The organism is Kaistia soli DSM 19436, assembly GCF_900129325.1.
In the GTDB taxonomy this organism is placed as follows: Bacteria; Pseudomonadota; Alphaproteobacteria; order Rhizobiales; family Kaistiaceae; genus Kaistia; species Kaistia soli.
Window position 1 is genome coordinate 67654 of record NZ_FQUP01000010.1, and the last position, 17628, is coordinate 85281.

The following is a 17628-nucleotide window of genomic DNA, read 5'->3' on the forward strand; positions in this document are numbered from 1 at the left end:
TCAATCGTAGATGAAGCCGTAATAGCCGGCGTAATTGCCGCGCGGCACCGGATTGCCGACCGTGCCGTAGATCCGGTTGAGCCGCCCGAGGAACGTCACCGACGCATCGCTCGGGGTCTCGAAGCCATCATCCGGCCGCGCCAGCGCGGTGCGCGCGACCGGCTTCGCCATATAGGGCGTGACGATGATCACGAGCTCGGTCTGGTTCCGCTTGAAGTCGCGGCTCTTGAAGAGCGAGCCGAGGATCGGCACGTCCATGAGCACGGGAAATCCGGTCAGCGCCTGCTGGATATTGTCCTGCAGCAGGCCGCCGAGCACCAGCGAGCCGCCCGACGGCAGCTCGATCGTGCTCTCGGCACGGCGCACCTTGAGGCTCGGGATCTTGTACTGCCCCATCGACACGGCGCCCTCATTCGAAATGTCGGACGCCTCGGTCTTCACCTTGAGGCTGATCCGGCCTTCAGAGAGCACGATCGGCGTAAAGCCGAGCGAAATACCGTAGGACTTGTAGGCAACGGTGAGCTGGTTGTTCGTCGCGTCATAGCCTGTTGGAACCGGAAACTCGCCGCCGGCAAGGAACGTCGCCGGTTCACCCGAGATGGCGGTCAGCGTGGGTTCGGCCAGGACGCGGACGGTACCGTTCTGCTCCATCGCCTGAAGCTCGGCAGCGACACCCGAACCGCCGCCGGCCGAGGCGACGATAGCCTTGTTGACGGGCGAGAACAGCGGGCCGGCGATCGCAAAGGGGTTGTTGGTCGCCAGCGCCGCGATCTGGCCGCCGACAGCGGTGATGTTGACGCCGAGCTGTTTGGCGACGTTGCGGTCGATTTCGGCGACCGTCACCTTGAGTTGGACCTGGTCCTCGCCCTCGATTGTCAGGAGATTGAGCACATTGCTCTTGCGGGCGTTGCCGTCCGCGTCGCTGGCGACGCCGCTACCCGTTCCGCCACTGCCGCCGCCGCTCGCGCTTGACTGGCTGACGCTTGTGCCCGTGTTCTGGCTGCCATTGCCGAACATGTCGGCCAGCTGCTGCGCCTTGTTGGCGTCGCCGGCATTCTTCACCGTGCCGGTCAGCACGATGTTGTCGTTCATGAGCTCGACGTGGATATTGGAATCGGGGATCAGCCGGCGCAGCGTCGTCTGCAGCGCCGCCGTGTCGCGCTCGACGAGCAGCGACAGGTGCAGGATCTGCTGGCCGCTCTGGTCGAGCACGAAGAGGTCGGCCTGGCCGACTGTGACGCCTGTCAGGAAGATGCGGCGCGAGTCGCGCAGCACGGCCGTTGCGATGCGCGGATCGGAGACGATGACGTCGCGTGCCGATTTCGGCAGGTCGATGATCTTCGACTTGTGGTAGCCGAGCGAGAGGGTCTGCGATGCGCCCATTGGCAGTGACACGGTCGAATCCGTGCTTGCGGCCTGAACGGCGGCCGGCATGCCCCCAAGGCTCACCGCGATGGTTGCGGCCATCGCGAAGCGGCCAAGCGCCGATGCCCGGCTGAGAGTGATCATGAACGGCTTCGCCGAAAACGTCGCGGCAGGCTTCGAAATCATCGTGTTTCCACCTGCTGGGTGACGCCGTTGCGGACGATGCGGACGCCGCCGCGCTCGCCACCGTTCTGAATGAGATGCACCGCGTCGGGATCGGCGCTCGCCGTGGCGTCGGCGAGGCTACGGAGCGCCAGAGTCAGCTTCTGGCTCATCTGCTGGGCAACCGTCAGGATCTGCGCCTGCTCAGCCGACAGCTCGAGCGTCGCGGTCTGGCCGACCACGACCTTCTCGCCGTCCTTTTCGCCGAGGGTCTGGTCGATCGCCAGCACGCGGACATTGCTGAGGACCGTCTCCGTGGAGAAGCGGTCCTGTGAGCCGCCCGTGTTGTCGAGCTTGCGCGTCATGATGACGTCGACGCGGTCATTCGGCAGGATGAAGCCGCCGGCCGACGTATCGGCCGAGATCGCGGTTGCGACCGCCCTCTGCCCTGCGGGCAGGATCGCCGACATGAAGCCGCGGTCGGATCGGATCAGCTTCGCTTCGTTGATCGGCTCGCCGGCGACGAAGCTCGAACGCGCGATCGAGCCGGTCAGCTCCGTATCAGCGCCAGGCTTGGCATCGCGCGTAATGTAGCTGGCGGAAAGACCGTCCTTTGGCCAGCTCTGCCATTTGAAGGCAGCGGCATCGAGGGCAGACCCCATCGGCAGGTCGCGGCTCGCGACCAGGACATCGGCCGAGGCAATGACCGGACCAGCTGCGACGGCTGCGACAGGGGCGGGCCGATTGAGAAGCTGCCTCGCCAGAAGCGCGGCCGTCAGGCCTGCCACGACGGCAACCCCGATCACTGCGACACGCGCCGTCTTCATCGCGCCATTCCTCTTTGGGATGAGTCCACTTGTGAGCGCAATCTCGCCCAAAAGTGGTATATCTATGGTTAACGAGAGATGAGAATTTCTGCTTAACGAAGTCTTACCAAGACTTCAGATCCAGCCGGCTGCGAGCGCCATGAACGGTGTCTCGGCATAGATCATCATGGCGCCGGCTGCGATCGCGATGCCGTAGGGCACGCCGACAGTCTTGTCGTGCAACCGCATCACCCAGTCATGGCGCAGCGCGAAGGCCGGCACCATGATCGAACGGAAAGCGAGGATGGCGAGGGTCAGCGCCCCGCCGAATATGCCGGCATAGAGCAGGAATGGCGTCATGTGATCGAAGCCGAACCAGAGCGCGACGGCTGCAGCCAGTTTCGCGTCGCCGCCGCCGATCCAGCCGCGGGAGAAGAACAGGATACCGACGGCAAGGACGAGCATGCCGGCTGCGATATGCATTCCGAAAACCGCGATCGGCATCGCGACCGCAACGGCGGCGAAGGGGAACAGCAGCGCCAGGGCCGCGCAAAGGCGGTTAGGAATCGTCATCGTCGTGAGATCGGACACTGCGCCCAGCGCCATCGCGGCGGGAAAGGCGAGATAGAGTGCGATATCGATGAAGGCGGTCATGGTTGCTCCCCCGCTGGATGCTATCCAGGCATTGCGCCGCCCGCAGGAGACGCAATGCCCAGGTTGGAGGTGCGCCCGCCCATCGGGCGGATGCCGGTTTGCGTCAGCGGTCAGGCGGCAGCCATGGAAGCACCGACGATTGTGTAGAGAGCCTGAACGGCATCTCGCAGCGCGGGGAACGCCGCGATTATGGCTCCGCTCATGAAAAGAGCGATCAGTCCATATTCGAGGGCGGTGGCGCCGGTTCGGTCTGCCAGGAGCCTGAAGAGGATCGACTTCATCGAGACCTCCTGGGTCTAGCGCCAGCAGCGCCTTAGCGACTTAGTTGGTCGCGTTCTGGACGGTGTTGCCGAGATTGGTGAAGGCGGTCGACAGATTGCCAGAGAGCGTCGTGATGCCCAGGATGATGCCGACGCTCATCAGCGCGGCGATCAGGCCGTATTCGATCGCGGTGGCACCGGACTCGTTCTTCACAAAACGGACGAAGAGAGACTTCATGGCTGTGTTCCTAGACGCTCATCAGCGCGGCGATCAGGCCGTATTCGATCGCGGTGGCACCGGACTCGTTCTTCACAAAACGGACGAAGAGAGACTTCATGGCTGTGTTCCTATGGTTCGTGTTGGAAGAAGCGACGACTTAGTTGGTCGCGTTTTGGACGGTGTTGCCGAGATTGGTGAAGGCGGTCGACAGATTGCCAGAGAGCGTCGTGATGCCCAGGATGATGCCGACGCTCATCAGCGCGGCGATCAGGCCGTATTCGATCGCGGTGGCACCGGACTCGTTCTTCACAAAACGGACGAAGAGAGACTTCATGGCTGTGTTCCTATGGTTCGTGTTGGAAGAAGCGACGACTTAGTTGGTCGCGTTCTGGACGGTGTTGCCGAGATTGGTGAAGGCGGTCGACAGATTGCCCGAGAGCGCGGTGATGCCCAGGATGATGCCGACGCTCATCAGCGCGGCGATCAGGCCGTATTCGATCGCGGTGGCACCGGACTCGTTCTTCACAAAACGGACGAAGAGAGACTTCATGGCTGTGTTCCTATGGTTCGTGTTGGAAGAAGCGACGACTTAGTTGGTCGCGTTTTGGACGGTGTTGCCGAGATTGGTGAAGGCGGTCGACAGATTGCCCGAGAGCGCGGTGATGCCCAGAATGATGCCAACGCTCATAAGAGCAGCGATCAGGCCGTATTCGATCGCGGTGGCGCCGGACTCGTTCTTCACGAAGCGGACGAAGAGAGACTTCATAGGATTTCCCCGATACTTGAGTTTTGACTAAATAGACTTGCTATCCCGAGGCTCACTTCGTTTTCGTTCGTGGCCCCCAACGAGGATCAACTTAGCAGCCAGCTCCTGAGCCTTAGTTAAATCAAATTCGAGTAAATCTGGCATCTTTCTACCGAAAGTTAACCACAATTCTCCGGCTAAACTGGAGACAATTGTAATTTATCGCTTTTTCAAATCGCTGTTCTTTTATTTACCGCTGGTTCATCATCGCGACTAACGTTCTGTTGAGCATGTGCCAACATCGCCCGTTCGACGGTATCTCTGTCGCCATCACTGACACGCCGCTTCCGCCGTTCGCGAGCCTTGCCGCATGCCCGAGGGATCGTGGACGGGACCGTCAACGAACGAGGCGGAATGGCGGAGGCAGGCATGAGCGGCGCCAAGGATGGCGGCGGTCACTTCGCCCCTGAGCGATCGCGCCGGCGTCAAACGATGAGATGAAGCGCGCGCGCCCGCACACGGGGGCCGCTCCTTCTCATCCAATGTTGGGAAACGCCGAGCTGGGAACGTCGGCAATCACGCGGCGGGGCGTCCGCTTAAAGCTTCATTCACCATCCTTCGCCATGCTGGAGGAAGAGAACTGAGCGCCCGCCGCGCCATGCTTCGAGATGAGGACTTCCCGAGCCATGCTGATGAACCGGAGCCCCGCGCCTTCGCGCCGCCTCGCGCCGCGGGCACGTCTCGTGGCGCTCGCGCTTTGCGTCCCGCTCGCGCTGTCGGCAGCCATTGGCATTGCGCATGCCAGCGACCCGCTGGCGATCAAGATGGACCGCGCCAAGGTCATGCGCATCTCCCGGCCTGCCGCGACCGTCGTCGTTGGCAACCCGGCCATCGCCGATGCGACCATCCAGGACCGGCAGACACTGATCATCACGGGCCGGAGCTTCGGCACCACCAATCTCATCGTGCTCGACGAAGCCGGCGAACCGATCGCCGACGAATTGGTCACCGTTTCCGCGTCTGACGATCAGATGGTTACCGTCTATTCCGGAGCCGACCGACGCAGTTTTTCCTGTGCGCCGGATTGCCAGCCGGTGCTGACGCTCGGCGACACCACCACCGCCTTTGCCGAAGCGCAGTCGCAGCTCGCTGGCCGCAATTCGATCGTGCAGGGCGCAACCGGCCAGCCGAACTAGCCGTCGACGAGGCTAGGGTTAACGAAACCTGGCCGAAACCGGCCGGATTTTCGACAAAGCGGACAAACATTCCTCAATTCCTGCCTGATAGCTGAGGGCAAGGCAAAGGCGTGCGCATGGCGCGCACCCGCCGGGGAACATCCGTCATGGCCGCTTTGAGCGCTGGGGCACAGCCGGCCCGCTTGCGCCGCCGTTTCTGGCGCAACAATCGCGGCGCGGCCGCGGTCGAGTTCGCCTTGATCGCGCTGCCCTTTCTGGGGCTCGTCGCGGGCATGCTGGAAACCGGCGTCATGATGCTCGCCGACAGCGCGCTGGACACCGCAACCAACAGCGCCGCAAGGCTGATCCGCACCGGTCAAGCGCAGCAGCAGAAATTCAGCATCAACACATTCCGTGACAGCGTCTGCTCACAGGCGGGCGGATTCTTCGACTGCACAAAGATCAAGGTCGACGTACGGACGGCATCAAGCTTCGGTGCCATGACGCTGACGACGCCGGTCAAGGCGGATGGTTCGCTCGATGACAGCAACTTCGCCTATAGCCCCGGCCACGGCTCCGACATCGTCGTTGTGCGCGTCTATTATGACTGGCCGATCGTGCTCAATCGGCTAGCGACCTTCGGCAACGGATCGGACGGCAAGACGAAGCTCCTGAACGCCGTCGCCGCCTTCCGCAATGAACCCTTCAATTGGTGAGAGCCGGACCGATGCAGATCGCCCTTCCGAACCGCCTCGCCGCAATCCTCACCCGCCTCCACCGCTCGCGATTCCTGCAATCGGCGTCCGGGCTGGCGGCGCTCGAATTCGCGCTGATCCTGCCGATGATGCTGACGCTCTATATCGGCGGCGTCGAGGTCAACGACGCCGTCAGCATCAAGCGCAAGCTCAACCACGCCACGGCCGCGATGGCCGATCTGGTCGCTCAGTCTAGTCAGAACCTGTCAGCTGCGAGCGTCGCCGACATCTTCGGTGCCGGCAAATCGATCGTCGAGCCTTACGAAAAAGCGCTGCTGAAAGCGACGGTCATCGGCGTAAGCATGGATGCGAACAAGAAGGCGACCGTCGCCTGGGCCCAGGCCTTCAACGGCGCCACCTGCCCGGCAAAGGGCGGCACGGTGAGCGTGCCGGCCAATCTTGCCGTCGCCAATGGCTTTCTCGTGATGGTCGATGCCAGCTATGCCTTCACGCCGAAGATCGGCTATGTGCTGACCGGCACCTTCGACATGAAGGACAGCATCCTGCAGCAGCCCCGGCTCGGCAAGGCGATCACCGGGCCGACCTGCTGAGCGCGCCTCTCAGCGGCCGCCATGCGGCTTGGCGAAGGTCTCGGCAAGCATGTCGACGAAGCGGCGCGGATCGGCCGTGAGCGCCAGATCGACATTCACCGGGAAGCCGGTGCGGCGCTGCGTGTCGACGATCGTCGTCCCCACCGTCAGCGGGCTCGCCGTCTCGACCTCGACAAAATAGGGGCGCGTCGCGAGGATGTCGCGATCAACGAGATAGGCGACGCAGACCGCGTCATGCACCGGAGCGGCCCCACCCTCCTCGCCCATCTTCTGGTACTTGTCGTGCACGTCGATGCGGAAGCGGACGATCTCGGCCGTCGCGGTCGCGGCGGGCGTGCCGAGCGCGGCGAGACGATCGCAATCGGCAAGCGTCATCAGCGCCTGGTGCGTTGCATCGAGCGGCACCAGCGTGATCTTCTCGAAACCAGAATTCAGCACGCGCGCCGCGGCTTCCGCGTCGCCCCAGATGTTGAATTCGGCCGTGGCGGTCACATTGCCGAAGGCGTAGCCGCCGCCCATGATGATCAGTTCGGGCACGCGCTTGACGAAGCCCGGATCTGCGGCAAGCGCTGCAGCGATGTTGGTGAGCGGGCCGACGGGCATCAGGACGATCGGATCCGTCGCCGCGCGATAGGTCTCGATCAGGAACTCGACAGCGGTCTTCTCGGCCTTCTTTGAGATTGCATCGGGGATCGGCAGCTTCTCGGCATGGTACTTCTCGCCGCCATCCTCGTAGCGCTTGGGGACCGGATGACCCGTGCGTACCAACGGCCGGTCGGCGCCCTCATAGACGCGGATGTCGGAGCGACCGATATGATCGAGCACCCGCAGCGAATTGTCCGTGCAGAACTGGACCTCGACATTGCCGTTGACGGTCGTCACGCCGACGAGCTCGATCTCCGGATGCAGCGCGGCGAGCATGATCGCGACGGCATCATCGGTTCCGGTGTCGACGTCGAGAATGAGCTTCTTGGGCATGAAACCGGAATCCTTGCGGGTTTAGGAGCAACGGGCGGCAGAAACTAGGCGGCGGCCTGACATCCCGTCAAGCAATCGGATGGTGTGCAGCCATGGCAAATTACAGGCAGGCTGCCAAAGAAAACGGCCGCGCGAGCGCGGCCGTTCGATGCTGTTCCGATCGGGTCGGAATGACTATTCGGCGTCGTCGGCCGGCGCCGCATTGAGCAGGGCGTAGCGCTCCTTGCCGATTTCGCGCAGCAGGTCGAGCTGGGTCTCGAGGAAGTCGATATGCCCCTCCTCGTCCATCATCAGCTCCTCGAACAGCTTCATCGAGACATAGTCGCCCGCCTCGTGGCAACCGTCGCGCGCTTCCTTGTAGTAGTTGCGAGCCGTGTATTCGCCGCGCAGGTCCGCCTCGAGAATCTCCTCGATCGTCTGCCCGATCTCCAAAGGATCGAGCACCTGCATGTTCGGGAAGCCCTCGAGGAAGATGATGCGGGCCACCAGCCGGTCGGCATGGTGCATCTCTTCGATCGATTCGGCGCGCTCCTTCTTGGCAAGCTTGATAAAGCCCTTGTCCTCAAGCAGCCGGTAATGGAGCCAGTACTGGTTGACGGCTGTAAGCTCCAACCGCAGCGCCCGGTTGAGATGCTCGATGACCCGCGCGTCACCCTTCATGTCGGCTCTCCTTCTGGAATGATTCCAGAGGAAGCTAGGCTGCTCGGCCGCGAGCGTCAAATAGACAATGCGACACGCCGCAACGCGGGTGGCTAGGCAAACAGGGCAGGATCGCGCTCATCCTCCGAGCCTGAGCCGAGCGGTTCGGGACAGGTCACGGCAAGGCCGGATTCCATGACGAGGCGTCGCACGAGTGCAAAGCACACAGTGCATTGGGCGCGGACCTGGAGGGCACGATAGATGCGCGCCGGGGTCAACGGCCTGCCCGGCTGCTCGCGCTGAAGCATCTCCGCGGTCGCGAGAATGTCAGCCTTGGAGAGAAAATTACAGGAACAGACGATCATAGGCGGCTCTTCGGACGCCGCGTTGAACGGCAAAGTGGAAGCTGCCGGTCAACATAGGGCTTCCGATGCGGTTCGGCCACAGCCGATCGCGCGTGCGTTGCCGCATGGGGCGAGGCAGCCGCGTCACCGCATGATGGCGAGCGCCACGATGACCACGAGCAGGGCCAACAGTCCCCAGACATAGGGCCCGCCAAGCACGCCGCGGCCGGCCGCCACTTCGATTTCCTGTTCGACCTCCTCGGCAATTTCAGCGACGTTTTCAGCCTCATCGTCAACGCGATGCTCGATACGATCCACGAGTTCTTCCTCGGCGGCCTCGTCAGGACCCGGGGTTGCGAGCGGCGGCGCAGTCACAGTCATTTCTCCTCCAAGACGCGCGGCAAAGGCCGCGAAAAAACCATCGGCCAGTGTTTTGGCGGATGTATCGATGAGCCGCGATCCGAGCTGCGCCAGTTGCGCGCCCACCTGGGCTTTCAGGGCATAAGAGAGCAAGGTTGCCTCGCCCTCCTCGACAAGCTGGACGTCGGCGGCGCCCTTGACGGTGCCGACGGGCCCGCCATCCGCCTCGCCGAGCATCGTGCAGCGCTCGGGCGCGCGGACATCGGCGAAGGTCACGGTGCCGGCAAAGGTCGCCTCGGTCGGACCGATCCTGGTCCTGACGGTCAGGCTCATCCGGCCGTCCTCGGTGCGTGTCAGCGCCTCACAGCCTGGAATGCAGGCCTTGAGAACCGCCGGATCGTTCAGCGCGGCCCAGACAACCTCGCGGCGCGCGGGGATCTGATATTCGCCGTTCATTTCCATGGGAGCACCCTTCCCTACGCAATGCCGGAATACGCTGGCACTGCTTCACGCTTGATAACGGCGAAACCGTTGCAGGCGATCCATCGGCCGCCGTCGACAGAGCTTTACGGTGGCACGGCCAATAGGGCAACGACAAGTCGCGGGTCCTGGCCGGCACTTGCCACTGAAACCGTGAAGAAGGTTGGCTTTCGCACGAGCGCAGACTATGAACCCGAAATGCAGAATCCTCCGCCCGCCGAGAAGCCCGAATTGCGCAGCGATGGCCATCCCGCCGCGCGCTGGCCCTTGATGCTGGAGACCGAGGGCTGGCCGGACTATGCCCTCATCGACAGCGGCCACGGCCGCAAGCTCGAGCGCTATGGACGCTACAGGATCGTTCGCCCCGAAGCACAGGCGCTGTGGGCGCCCCGGCTGTCGGAAGCCGAGTGGGACAGCGCCGATGCAGTGTTCACCGGCGCCAAGGACGAGGACTCGGACGGGCGCTGGCGCTACAAGAAACCGATCGGCGAGACCTGGCCGATGGCCTGGAAGCTGCCGCGCGAGACGGGCGACAACGAGATCCGCTTTCTCGGCCGCTTCACCGCGTTCCGCCATGTCGGCTTCTTCCCCGAGCAGGAAATGCACTGGGCCTGGTTCGCGCGCCTCTGCAAACAGGCGACCCGACGTCCCAAAGTACTGAATCTCTTCGGCTATACCGGCATTGCTTCCTTCGTGGCGGCCCTCGCCGGCGCCGAGGTGACGCATGTCGACGCGTCGAAGAAGGCAATCGGCTGGGCGCGCGAGAACCAGGCGATGTCGGGCATCGCCGATCTACCGGTGCGCTGGATCGTCGACGACGCGATGAAGTTCGTGCAGCGCGAGGTGCGCCGCGGCTCCCGCTATGACGGCATCATCCTCGATCCGCCGAAATTCGGCCGCGGCCCGAACGGCGAGGTCTGGGACATCTTCGAGAAGCTGCCGGAAATGATGCGGCTCTGCCGGCAGCTGCTCGCCGACGACGCGCTGTTCCTCTGCCTCTCGGCCTATTCGATCCGCGCCTCGTTCATGGCGATCCACGAGCTTTCCGCCGAGGCGCTGGCTGGATTGCCGGGCACGCTCGAATCGGGCGAACTGCTCATCCGCGAGGAAGGTGGCGGGCGCGTCCTGTCGACATCGCTGTTCTCGCGCTGGTCGAGGAACGCGTAATGGCTGACGAGACATCGATCCCGATTCCCGGCCAGATCCGCGTGGTGACGAGCCTCACCAATCCGACGATCAAGGAAATCCGCGCCCTCTCGCTGCCGAAATTCCGCAAGGAGAGCGGCCTCTTCGTCACCGAAGGCATGAAGCTGGTCGCCGACGCCGTCGAGGAGGATTGGCCGATCCGCATTCTCGTCTATGGCGCCAAGGTCGCGAACCATCCCGTCGTCCAGCGGGTGGCGCAGCGGGCGCATGCGCGCGGCGGCGATGTGCTCGAGGTCTCGGAAGCCGTCCTCGCCAAGATCACGCGGCGCGAGAATCCGCAAATGGTGGTCGGGGTCTTCGAGCAGCGGCTGACCGATCCGCAGACGATCCGCCCGGGCCCGGCAGGCGTCTGGGTGGCGCTCGAAGGGATCAAGGATCCCGGCAATCTCGGCACGATCATCCGCACGTCGGATGCAGTCGGCGCCGAGGGCGTGATCCTCGTCGGCGATACTGTCGATCCCTTTGGTGTCGAAGCCGTGCGCGCCACCATGGGCTCGATCTTCCACATGCCGCTCGCCCGCCTCTCGGTGGCCGACTTTTTCGAATGGCGGAAACGCTGGCCGGGCATTGTCGTCGGCACGCATCTCTCCGGCAAGCACGACTACCGCGCGGTCGACTACGACAAGCCCGTTCTGCTGCTGATGGGCAATGAACAGTCGGGTATCGACGATCGCTTCGCCGCCGCCTGCGACACGCTGGTCAAGATTCCGCAGGTCGGACGCGCGGATTCGCTCAACCTCGCGATAGCGACCGGCGTCATGCTGTTCGAAATCCGCCGCGACAGGCTGAAGCTCGCATGACCAAAGCCGTTTCCGTCACCGCGCGGCCGCCGGGACCGCTCTCCCGGCTCGGCCTTTCGATCGTGGCCGTCGTCGTCGTGATCGACCAGCTTTCGAAGGCAGTCGCCGAGGCGAAGCTCGCTTATCAGCAGTTCATCGAGTTGCTGCCGATCCTGGCGCTCTATCGCGTCCACAACACCGGCATCGCGTTTTCACTCGGTCATGGCTTCGACAGCCTGCTGCTTGTCGGCGGCACGGCGCTGATCACGCTTGTCGTGCTCTATCTCTGGTCGACGGCGATCGAAGGCGGCCGCATCGTCGCCATCGGCTTCGCACTGATCACCGGCGGCGCCATCGGCAATCTCATCGATCGCATCCGCTTCGGCTATGTGGTGGACTTTCTCTATCTCCACCTCGGTGATCGCGGCCTCTTCGTCTTCAACCTCGCCGATGTCGCGCTCACCATCGGGCCTATCCTGCTCGCCTGGCATTATCTGCTGGGCGGCAGGAAAGCCTGAGCCGGGCTCTCAGAACACCGTCCCGTCGCTCTCGATGCGAAGCGGCGGGCCGCCGCCCTCGCGCTTCTCCGCCGCGACACGCCGGCCGGCCGACCAGGTACCGCCCTCGAGCACCTTGGCGAGCGGCAAGGCGACGCTGTCGACGCCGAGCCGTTCGCGGATCATGTCGGCCGTGTGATCGAGCAGCGCCACGGTCAGCGCCCGCCACTCCACAATGAACTCGTCGCCGGCGCGCCAGAGCCGCGTGGTGGCATCGGCCGCGCGCGGCACCAGCACGCCCATGTCGATGAAGAGCCCGCCATTGCGGTATTCCGGCAGCCCGGTCAGACCGTCGACATCGACCACCTCGACCCCAGTCCAGATCAGCGGTTCCAGCAGCGAATAGGTCATCCACTGCGACAGCTTGTGGAACGGCATGAGATGCGTGGTGACATCGTCGGTGACCAGTTTCGAATGCCGCCACGTGTCGCCGAGCGTCACGCCATCGAGCGTGATGCGGCTCGGCCAGATCGAGCCGAGCCCATCGAGCACCAACTTCAGGACATCCGGCGCCGCGACCTTGCCACCCTCGGCACCCTCAAGCACCTTGTCGAACAGCCCGCCCGGCCGTGCCTCGTCCTCACCGAAAATGTCGGCCCGCTCCGCCACTGCACGCCCGAGCGCATTCAGCAGCTGAACGCGGCCTTCGAGCCCAACGATCGGATTGTCAGGACCAGCCTGGAAGCCCTCGGCGAGTTCTTCTGCCGTCAGCGCCGCAAGCGCGGCAGCATCGGCCCGCAGCGGATCGGCCGGGTTGCTGGAGAAAAGCCCCGAGACAAACATGGCGAAGCTCGCGACGCCCAGCCCTTCCGAACGCACGAAGGTCTCGCCGGACGCCTGCTCAACATAGCGCCAGTCGGGCCCGGCGCCAGCATCCAGCAGGACGCTGACGATCGCCAGGTCATAGGCCGCGCGCCCGAAGCGGACCGGATCCTCGGTCAGCCCAGCCGCCTCGGCAAGGCCAGCCCAGCGCGCGATCTGGCCGGCCTCGAAATGGCGCCAGCGCGAATGGAAGGGCATATCGAGTTCGGGGTAGTTCTGCCGCATCGTTTCCAGGACGAAATCCGCCGTCGACGGCAGCTTCTCCAGATGAACGTCAAAGTGCTCGAGCTCGCCCTCGATGCCGAGTTCATAAATCCGATGTGCCCGCTCACGGACGGCAGCGGCGGAAAGAAGCGAGGAAGCTGTGGCCAAAGCGGATGATCCCTGAACTGAACATCGACGAGGGCCTCATTGCACCACAGGCCGAGCCTGTAAAGCCGTCATTCCGGCGAAAGCTGAAATCGGGGGGACGATGACAACCACGGGCTTGCCGCCGCCGGGTATTGTGCTCCTGCATCGCTGCAGCGCTCCCGCGGCTAACCAACTCCACTCGGCGGCGGAAGGATTCGCGAGCGCGATCAACCTCAGAACCTCAGCCCCCAGAACATCGATCGGTATTCATCCATCGCAAGGTCGGCCAGCGCAGACGCCTCTGCGACCGTGAACCAGCGCAGCGCTGAATGTTCGTGGTTCGCGATTCTCGGCTGGCCGCCCGTCCAGGCGCGTACGGCGAACATGTGGTAGGTGGACGGTCCCTGGGCTTCCGGTCCCATGTCTGGGAGGCTGCACAGGTCCTCCCACTCGAGTGGCGCCACCCCGATCTCTTCGCGCAGCTCTCGCACAAGCGCGTCCTCGAGCGCCTCGCCATCTTCGACTCGACCGCCGATCACGTCCCACTTACCGGCATAGGCTTTCCGGTGCGGCGCGCGCTTGCCGAGCAGCAGCCGCCCATCCTGGACGAGGATCGCGCACGCGCAGTGGCGCAAGGCCGGTTTCTCCCTCTTGCCCGAGGCGATCGGGCCAAGCCCGCGGCTCCTCGCGTCCACAAGTCTTGACGCGACCGCGCTCAGCGCGCGATCACCCCTCAATACTTTTCTAGCGGCCTGCCGACGGTCTTCGTCAAGTCCTCCGCCGAGGGTGGCGGCGCTGCGCTGAAATAGCCGGCGGCTTTCTTGGCATCGATCTCGACGCGGGCGTCCGGCGGAATGAGGTCCTCGGGGATGGGCACGCGCTCGACGATCTCGATGCCAGACCTCGTGATGGCGTCATGCTTCATGTCTGACATCGAGATGAAGCGATCGATGCGGGTGATGCCGAGCCAATGCAGGATGTCGGGCATCAGCTCCTGGAAGCGGGCATCCTGCACACCGGCGACGCACTCGGTGCGTTCGAAATAGGTCGCGGCCTGATCGCCGCCCTCCTGCCGCTTGCGGGCGTTGTAGACCAGAAACTTGGTGACCTCGCCGAGCGCCCGGCCTTCCTTGCGATTATAGACGACGAGCCCGACGCCGCCTTTCTGCGCCTCCTTGATCGACTCTTCGATGCCCTGGATGAGATACGGTCGGCAGGTGCAGATATCCGAGCCGAACACGTCAGAGCCGTTGCATTCGTCGTGGACACGGCAAGCCAGCGTCCGCTTCGGATCGGACAGCGCGGCAGGATCGCCGAAGACATAGATCGTGATGCCACCAATCGGCGGCAGGAACACGTCGAGATCCGGCCGTGTGACGAGTTCCGGATACATGCCACCAGTCTGCTCGAACAGCGTCCGCCTCAGCTGGTCCTCGGAAACGTTGAAGCGCCCGGCGATGCCCGGAAGGTGCCAGACCGGGTCGATCGCGGCCTTCACGACCGAGACGTCGCCATTTTCGTGCACGATGTCGCCGTCGATCGTAAGCCGCTTCAGCCGGATCGCCTCATGCAGTTCGGCCATGGTGAGGCGCGCTTTGGTGATTGCGATCGTCGGGCGGATGTCCACGCCTTCGGCGATGCGATCGGCGAAGATCTGGGCGGCCTGGTGACCGAACGGATCGAGCGAGACGATCTTACCCGGCGCCGACCATTGCGGATGCGGACCGATCTCGATCACCGGCGCGGTATTGCGCAGATCCGGCCGCTGGATGGGATTGAGCGCCCCCGACGAGACGGCAAGCGCACGGTAGAGCGAATAAGAGCCGCCATGCGTGCCGATGACGTTGCGGTCGGCGGGATTGACCACGGTCCCAATCACCGGACCGCGCTTCCGGGGATCGGCCTCGCCCCAATGGATCGGAAAACGAACCGGCGCCTGCGCGCCGGGATGGGACGTCAGGCGGATATGCGTCGAGCGATTGCTGCTCATGGGAGGGCCTTCCGGCCGGGCGCGCCCGGTAGTTGCTGGAAGTCCTGAGAATGGGGTGGCGCGCGACGGAAAGGAAGGAGATTGTTGAGCCACGCGGCGCCCGCGCCTGCGGCTCAACGAACTCCAACCGTCATGTCACGGTGATCGGGTCACGACCGAGGAAAATGACGCTTCCGCCGGTTTAGCAGAAATCGTCATCCTTGGAGGCGACAGCCTTCTGCCAATTCGGACCCAGCGTCGCCCGCGCCGAAATAGCCCGGTCGAAGCCCGGATCGCCGACGCGGAACATCTGGACCGTCATGTTCTGGTCGAAACTGCCGCCAACGACGGCCTGACCGCCGGAATAGGTCGTGGTCGACCGGCCGCTGACATAGCTGGTATTGCCCCAGTCCGTGCCAACAGCATCGGTCGTCGTCTGTGCCTGCACCGGCGTATAGCCAACGACGCGCGTGTTATTGGCCTGCTGGATGCCGAGGACCACGAAGTTGTCGAAGCCGCGCCGCAGCGTCTCGACGGCCGCGCGCTTCAGCGCCGCCTGCTGCGCGCCGCGCGGACCGCAGTCGGGATCGGCCTGCGCCGTCACCTGGATCGTATCCGCCGACAGCGGCACGACCGATGTGCTTGCGCAGCCGGCGATGGCGAGCACGGCAAGCGCCGAACCGGCCCAACGGAAAAGGATGTCACGCCCCATGAGATTGCCCTCGTTTCTAAGCATCAGAACCAACATCCCGCCGCCCCGTCAGCGGTGAACCGCCTGCCGTTAGCGTGCCTGCCGTGGCCGCCGCAAGGCTCAGCCGCGGTTGAACGCAAACAACGTTTCCTGCCGGTAAACCGCGCCAGGCCGCAACACCGCGCTCGGGAAACCCGGCTGGTTGGGCGAATCCGGAAAGAGCTGCGGCTCCAGGCAGAGGCCAGCATTCGCCCCATAGACCTCACCGTTCAATCCCGCATCGCTGACCGCAACCATGTGGCCGCCATAAAACTGCACGCCGGGCTCTGTCGAGAGCACGTCGAGCGCAACGCCGCTTTCCGGCGAGGCGAGATGCGCCAGGAGATGGGGCGCGTCGGTCTTCGCATCGGTCACGATGAGATTGTGGTCATAGGTATCGACGATCTCTCCGTCGCCCTTGCCGATCGGCCGGGGTTGGCGAAAGTCGAAATCCGTCCCCGCTACAGGCCGGCGCTCACCCGTCGGGATCTTTCCGGCGTCGATCGGCAGATAGGTTTCGGCCGGTATGGTCAGCTGATGACCGAGAATGTCGCCATGGCCGGCGAGGTTGAAATAGCTGTGCTGGGCCAGATTGACGATCGTCGGTGCGTCGGTGGTGGCGCTGATGCTGGTTCGCAGGGTTGCCGGCGCCTCGATCGAATAGGTCAACTCGACGGTCAGCGTGCCCGGATAGCCATTGGTGCCCGCAGCATCGACGAGGCCGAGCGTCACGCTCGACGCGTCGGAGCGCAGCAGCGTCCATATCCGCGTGCCATATCCGTCGGCACCGCCATGCAGATGGTTGACGCCCTCGTTCTGTTGAAGCTGGATGAGCGTCCCATCGAGCGCGAAATGACCGCCGGCAATGCGATTGGCATAGCGGCCGGCGACGGCACCGAAATAATTGGGATTGCGCAGATAGGCATCGAGCGTCGGGAAGCCGAGTACCAGGGGATGTGGAACGCCGGCGAGGCGGATGTCCTGGATCACAGCCCCGAACGTGATCACGGTGGCCGAAAGCCCGCCGGCCGCGATCGTCACGGCCTCGACGGGGGTTCCATCCGGCATCTTGCCGAAGGGTGTGACTGGCATGGCAGGGCGTCTCCCGAGTTGTCTTTCATCCGACGATAGACGAGAGGGAAGCGCCGCGCCACGCTGGAAAGGACGGCTGTGAACAGGCGGCCTCGGGCGGCCACCTGTCGGTCGTCAGATCGTCTGGTTGTAGGCGCCGACTTCCGGATTCTCGCGCAGCACGCCGTCGATGGCGTGGAACATCTCGCGCATCCGCGCCTCGGAGACCGGGCTTTCCACCACGACAACCATTTCCGGCTTGTTGGACGAGGCCCGCACGAGGCCCCAGGTGCCGTCCTCGTTGACGACGCGCACGCCATTGACCGTGACGAGGTCGACGATCGTCTGGCCGGCGACCGGCTCGCCCTTCGCCTTCATGTCCTCGAAGCGCTTCACCACCTTGTCGATGACGCCATATTTGGTCTCGTCGTCGCAATGCGGCGACATCGTCGGCGATCCCCAGGTCTTCGGCAGCGCGTTCTTCAGCTCCGACATTTTCTTGCCGGGGTTGCGATCGAGCATGTCGAGGATCGCGAGCGCCGAGACGAGACCATCGTCATAGCCCCGGCCGACCGGCTTGTTGAAGAAGTAGTGGCCCGACTTCTCGAAGCCGGCGAGCGCGTTCAGCGCGTTGACGCGGCGCTTGATA

The 17628-nt window shown here is 64.0% G+C and carries 23 protein-coding genes and 2 pseudogenes; 6 read left to right on the forward strand and 19 right to left on the reverse strand.

Annotated features, from left to right (window positions below; translation table 11 throughout):
* The 9 genes and pseudogenes from BUB39_RS23925 to BUB39_RS23965 all read right to left on the reverse strand — a co-directional run bounded on the left by BUB39_RS23925 (window position 1) and on the right by BUB39_RS23965 (window position 4233).
* The gene (locus tag BUB39_RS23925) at window positions 1–1551 is read right to left on the reverse strand and encodes a type II and III secretion system protein family protein (RefSeq protein ID WP_084527929.1); all 1551 of its coding nucleotides are present in this window, start codon (window positions 1549–1551) and stop codon (window positions 1–3) included.
* Entirely contained in the window at window positions 1548–2354 is an 807-nt protein-coding gene (gene cpaB / locus BUB39_RS23930) for a Flp pilus assembly protein CpaB (RefSeq protein ID WP_073058575.1), read from the reverse strand. The genes BUB39_RS23925 and cpaB overlap by 4 nt, the downstream gene beginning before the upstream one ends.
* Before the next feature lie 114 nt (window positions 2355–2468).
* Window positions 2469–2987, reverse strand: a complete 519-nt coding sequence (locus BUB39_RS23935; protein WP_073058576.1) for an A24 family peptidase — start codon at window positions 2985–2987, stop codon at window positions 2469–2471.
* Between the two features lie 110 nt (window positions 2988–3097).
* Entirely contained in the window at window positions 3098–3268 is a 171-nt protein-coding gene (locus tag BUB39_RS23940) for a Flp family type IVb pilin (protein WP_073058577.1), read from the reverse strand.
* Window positions 3269–3308: 40 nt separating this feature from the next.
* Window positions 3309–3485 carry a Flp family type IVb pilin gene (locus BUB39_RS23945; protein ID WP_073058578.1) on the reverse strand — a complete coding sequence of 59 codons (177 nt, stop codon included), beginning with the start codon at window positions 3483–3485 and terminating at the stop codon, window positions 3309–3311.
* Between the two features lie 13 nt (window positions 3486–3498).
* Window positions 3499–3585, reverse strand: a pseudogene (locus BUB39_RS23950) (Flp family type IVb pilin); the annotation flags it as partial.
* A 39-nt stretch (window positions 3586–3624) separates the two neighbouring features.
* Window positions 3625–3801: a Flp family type IVb pilin gene (locus BUB39_RS23955; protein ID WP_073058578.1), complete on the reverse strand. Its 177-nt coding sequence runs from the start codon at window positions 3799–3801 to the stop codon at window positions 3625–3627.
* A gap of 39 nt (window positions 3802–3840) precedes the next feature.
* Window positions 3841–4017, reverse strand: a complete 177-nt coding sequence (locus BUB39_RS23960) for a Flp family type IVb pilin (protein WP_073058580.1) — start codon at window positions 4015–4017, stop codon at window positions 3841–3843.
* 39 nt (window positions 4018–4056) lie between these two features.
* Window positions 4057–4233 (reverse strand): Flp family type IVb pilin, encoded by a 177-nt coding sequence (locus BUB39_RS23965; RefSeq protein ID WP_073058580.1) that lies wholly within the window; start codon window positions 4231–4233, stop codon window positions 4057–4059.
* Between the two features lie 671 nt (window positions 4234–4904).
* Between BUB39_RS23965 and BUB39_RS23970 the strand changes: the two genes are divergently transcribed.
* The 3 genes from BUB39_RS23970 to BUB39_RS23980 all read left to right on the forward strand — a co-directional run bounded on the left by BUB39_RS23970 (window position 4905) and on the right by BUB39_RS23980 (window position 6693).
* The gene (locus tag BUB39_RS23970) at window positions 4905–5408 is read left to right on the forward strand and encodes a pilus assembly protein N-terminal domain-containing protein (RefSeq protein ID WP_175561942.1); all 504 of its coding nucleotides are present in this window, start codon (window positions 4905–4907) and stop codon (window positions 5406–5408) included.
* Window positions 5409–5554: 146 nt separating this feature from the next.
* The gene (locus BUB39_RS23975; RefSeq protein WP_175561943.1) at window positions 5555–6103 is read left to right on the forward strand and encodes a TadE/TadG family type IV pilus assembly protein; all 549 of its coding nucleotides are present in this window, start codon (window positions 5555–5557) and stop codon (window positions 6101–6103) included.
* Window positions 6104–6114: 11 nt separating this feature from the next.
* Window positions 6115–6693 carry a TadE/TadG family type IV pilus assembly protein gene (locus BUB39_RS23980; RefSeq protein WP_073058582.1) on the forward strand — a complete coding sequence of 193 codons (579 nt, stop codon included), beginning with the start codon at window positions 6115–6117 and terminating at the stop codon, window positions 6691–6693.
* Between the two features lie 9 nt (window positions 6694–6702).
* Here BUB39_RS23980 and BUB39_RS23985 read toward each other — a convergent pair whose 3' ends face one another.
* The 4 genes from BUB39_RS23985 to BUB39_RS24000 all read right to left on the reverse strand — a co-directional run bounded on the left by BUB39_RS23985 (window position 6703) and on the right by BUB39_RS24000 (window position 9476).
* Window positions 6703–7671 carry a nucleoside hydrolase gene (locus BUB39_RS23985; RefSeq protein ID WP_073058583.1) on the reverse strand — a complete coding sequence of 323 codons (969 nt, stop codon included), beginning with the start codon at window positions 7669–7671 and terminating at the stop codon, window positions 6703–6705.
* A gap of 174 nt (window positions 7672–7845) precedes the next feature.
* Window positions 7846–8331, reverse strand: a complete 486-nt coding sequence (bfr, locus tag BUB39_RS23990) for a bacterioferritin (RefSeq protein WP_073058584.1) — start codon at window positions 8329–8331, stop codon at window positions 7846–7848.
* 92 nt (window positions 8332–8423) lie between these two features.
* Window positions 8424–8675, reverse strand: coding sequence for a (2Fe-2S)-binding protein (locus BUB39_RS23995; RefSeq protein ID WP_073058585.1), 252 nt, complete (start codon window positions 8673–8675; stop codon window positions 8424–8426).
* A gap of 123 nt (window positions 8676–8798) precedes the next feature.
* Window positions 8799–9476, reverse strand: coding sequence for an SRPBCC family protein (locus BUB39_RS24000; protein ID WP_073058586.1), 678 nt, complete (start codon window positions 9474–9476; stop codon window positions 8799–8801).
* A gap of 216 nt (window positions 9477–9692) precedes the next feature.
* Here BUB39_RS24000 and BUB39_RS24005 point away from each other — a divergent pair, with 216 nt between their 5' ends.
* Genes BUB39_RS24005 through lspA form a run of 3 tightly spaced genes read left to right on the forward strand, consistent with a single transcriptional unit; the run spans window position 9693 to window position 11997 of the window.
* Window positions 9693–10661: a class I SAM-dependent methyltransferase gene (locus tag BUB39_RS24005; RefSeq protein ID WP_073058605.1), complete on the forward strand. Its 969-nt coding sequence runs from the start codon at window positions 9693–9695 to the stop codon at window positions 10659–10661.
* Window positions 10661–11500, forward strand: coding sequence for a TrmH family RNA methyltransferase (locus BUB39_RS24010; protein WP_073058587.1), 840 nt, complete (start codon window positions 10661–10663; stop codon window positions 11498–11500). The genes BUB39_RS24005 and BUB39_RS24010 overlap by 1 nt, the downstream gene beginning before the upstream one ends.
* Window positions 11497–11997: a signal peptidase II gene (gene lspA / locus BUB39_RS24015; RefSeq protein ID WP_073058588.1), complete on the forward strand. Its 501-nt coding sequence runs from the start codon at window positions 11497–11499 to the stop codon at window positions 11995–11997. Before BUB39_RS24010 ends, lspA begins: the two co-directional genes overlap by 4 nt.
* 9 nt (window positions 11998–12006) lie before the next feature.
* Here the strand turns inward: lspA and BUB39_RS24020 are convergent, their stop codons facing one another.
* From BUB39_RS24020 to BUB39_RS24045, 6 genes and pseudogenes are all read right to left on the reverse strand, one after another.
* Window positions 12007–13230: a URC4/urg3 family protein gene (locus tag BUB39_RS24020; protein ID WP_073058589.1), complete on the reverse strand. Its 1224-nt coding sequence runs from the start codon at window positions 13228–13230 to the stop codon at window positions 12007–12009.
* A 212-nt stretch (window positions 13231–13442) separates the two neighbouring features.
* Window positions 13443–13844, reverse strand: a complete 402-nt coding sequence (locus BUB39_RS24025; protein ID WP_073058606.1) for an NUDIX hydrolase — start codon at window positions 13842–13844, stop codon at window positions 13443–13445.
* A gap of 98 nt (window positions 13845–13942) precedes the next feature.
* Window positions 13943–15199 (reverse strand): GTP cyclohydrolase II, encoded by a 1257-nt coding sequence (locus BUB39_RS24030; protein ID WP_073058590.1) that lies wholly within the window; start codon window positions 15197–15199, stop codon window positions 13943–13945.
* A 181-nt stretch (window positions 15200–15380) separates the two neighbouring features.
* Window positions 15381–15914, reverse strand: a complete 534-nt coding sequence (locus BUB39_RS24035; protein WP_139251606.1) for a hypothetical protein — start codon at window positions 15912–15914, stop codon at window positions 15381–15383.
* Window positions 15915–15989: 75 nt separating this feature from the next.
* Window positions 15990–17000: an aldose epimerase family protein gene (locus BUB39_RS24040; RefSeq protein WP_073058592.1), complete on the reverse strand. Its 1011-nt coding sequence runs from the start codon at window positions 16998–17000 to the stop codon at window positions 15990–15992.
* Window positions 17001–17114: 114 nt separating this feature from the next.
* A pseudogene (locus BUB39_RS24045) lies at window positions 17115–17628 on the reverse strand (phosphomannomutase/phosphoglucomutase); the annotation flags it as partial.